Origin of the sequence: Brachyspira pilosicoli, assembly GCF_019402445.1 — a bacterium.
Classification (GTDB): Bacteria; Spirochaetota; Brachyspiria; order Brachyspirales; family Brachyspiraceae; genus Brachyspira; species Brachyspira pilosicoli_B.
The window spans coordinates 1-2,712 of record NZ_SRZM01000374.1; the positions used below are offsets into that span (position 1 = coordinate 1).

2 protein-coding genes are annotated in these 2,712 nt (G+C 31.6%); both read left to right on the plus strand.

What is annotated here, in order from left to right; all coding sequences use genetic code 11:
- The first annotated feature begins 154 nt into the window (after positions 1-154).
- Positions 155-1,999, plus strand: coding sequence for a tRNA uridine-5-carboxymethylaminomethyl(34) synthesis enzyme MnmG (mnmG, locus tag E6A48_RS10975; protein WP_219710307.1), 1,845 nt, complete (start codon positions 155-157; stop codon positions 1,997-1,999).
- A gap of 77 nt (positions 2,000-2,076) precedes the next feature.
- On the plus strand, positions 2,077-2,712 hold a 636-nt coding region (locus E6A48_RS10980), incomplete at its 3' end, for a zinc metallopeptidase (protein WP_219710308.1).

The following is a 2,712-nucleotide window of genomic DNA, read 5'->3' on the forward strand; positions in this document are numbered from 1 at the left end:
TTCATAAATAATTATGAAAATTATAATAATATAGAATTACTATGAAGTCAATATAATATAAAAATTAAGTTATAAAAATGCAGCTTTACAATATGGTATTTTTAATATATCATTTTTAATAATTAAATAAAAAATATAGAGAGAAGTCTTAATTATGAATAATAAATATGATGTTATAGTAGTTGGTGCTGGACATGCTGGCATAGAGGCTGCACTTTCTTCTGCAAGACTTGGAATGAAAACTTTAATTATATCTATTAATTTGGATACTATAGGGCAGATGTCTTGTAATCCTTCTATAGGAGGAGTTGCTAAGGGCACTATTGTAAAAGAGATTGATGCACTCGGCGGTGAGATGGGCATATTAATAGATAAAACTATGATGCAATTTAGAATGCTAAACAGAAGCAAAGGCAAAGCAGTATGGGCTCCGCGTGCACAGGCAGATAAATATGCATACAAAGAAGAGGCTACTAAAACATTATACGCCGAGGATAATCTCACACTTCATCAAGATATAGTTACAGAAATAGTAGTAGAAAATAATGTAGTTAAAGGACTAAAAACAGAAAGAGGAAGGGAATACGAATGCCAAGCAGTGATACTAACAACAGGCACATTTTTAAATGGGCTTATTCATATTGGTAAATATCAAAAACAGGCAGGTAGAATTGGCGAGCTTCCAGCAATAGGGCTTTCTGATAATTTAAGAAGTTTGGGCCTTGAAGTAGGAAGATTAAAAACAGGAACACCTGCAAGAGTGGATTATTATTCTATTAACTTTGATATATTAGAAATGCAAAAAGGTGATGATGAAATAACTCCATTTTCTTTTTTGGACGATAAAATAGATATTGTTCAAGAGCCTTGCTATATCACTTACACAGATGAAAATATACATAAAATAATTCAAGATAATATTCATTTATCTCCAATGTATAGCGGAGTGATAACAGGAATAGGACCAAGATACTGCCCAAGCATAGAAGATAAAGTTGTAAGGTTTGCAGATAAGCCTCGTCATCAATTACACTTAGAGAGAGAAAGCTACAGAACTAATGAAGTTTATATTAATGGATTTTCTTCAAGTTTGCCTGAAGATGTTCAAATAAAGATGATAAGGTCATTAAAAGGTTTAGAAGAAGTAAAGATATTAAAACCAGCATATGCTGTAGAATATGATTATGTAAACCCTATAGAATTAAAGCCTACACTTGAAACCAAAAAAATAGAAGGATTATTTTTGGCAGGTCAAATTAACGGCACAAGCGGATATGAAGAGGCAGCTTGTCAAGGTATTATGGCTGGAATAAATGCAAGTTTAAAAATAAAAAAAGAAGAACCATTTATATTAAAAAGAAGCGATGGATATATCGGAGTTTTAATTGATGATTTAACTACCAAAGGAACTAAAGAGCCTCATAGAATGTTTACTTCTCAAGCAGAACATAGAATGCTTTTAAGGCAGGATAATGCTGATGAAAGACTTACAGAGCTTTCTTATAATATAGGGCTTGCAAGTAAAGAACGATTAGAGAAAGTAAGAGATAAAAAACAAAAAACTCAAATACTTGTGGAATACTTAAACAAACGCACGCTCACTCAAAAAGAAACCGAAGAGTTAGGTTTTACAAAAGAGGCTGAAGAGTACCGTACAATGAGTTTATCTTCTATAATAAAACGTCCTGAATGCGGTATTGATATGCTTAAACATTTAATAGACGGTGATTATAATAAAAATGTTTTAGAGAATGCCGAGATTGCTATAAAATATGAAGGATATATTGCAAGATATTTAAACGAAATAAGAGATATAGAAAAATACGAGAAAATGCGTATACCTGAAGATTTTGATTATTCTACTTTAAAGAGTGTCAAGATTGATGCTATTAACAAACTCAAACAATATAAGCCGTATAATATCGCTCAGGCTTTGAGAGTTCCTGAAATTGATATGTCTGTTGTTCAAGTTTTAATATTAACTCTTACAAAGAAGTAAAAATATTTTACTTTATTGGTATTGAGGTTGTTATATTTTAATGCTATAATTTTAGAGTAATTTTAGGAGGATAAATAATGTTTGGCGGATATTTTGAATATTATTTTGGATATATATGGATATTAATACCCGGTATATTATTGGGTTTATGGGCACAGATGAAAGTAAATGGTGCTTATTCAAAGTATAGCAGGGTAGAGAACAAAAGAGGAATAACAGGAGCACAAACAGCAAAATATATATTAGATGCTTATGGCTTAAATATTCCTATAGAGAGAATAAACGGACATTTAACAGACCATTATGACCCAAGTGCTAAAGTTTTAAGACTTTCTAATAATGTTTATAATGGCACAGATGTTGCTGCTTTGGGTATTGCTGCTCATGAGGTAGGTCATGCTATACAACATGATAGAAGCTATGCACCTTTAACTTTAAGAAATAGTTTTTATCCATTATGTGCTATTGGCAATCAATTTGGACCTATGCTTGTACTTATTGGCATTGTTATTGGAGGGGCTGGAAGCATTTCTCAATATCTTATGATGGGGGGAATTATATTATTTGCTTTTGCTGTTTTCTTTTCTTTAATAACATTGCCTGTAGAGTTTGATGCTTCTAATAGGGCTATAAAAATTTTGGATAAGGGCGGATTTTTAGATTCTGAAGAGCTTTATGGTGCAAAAAAAGTGCTTAATGCTGCTGCTTTAACT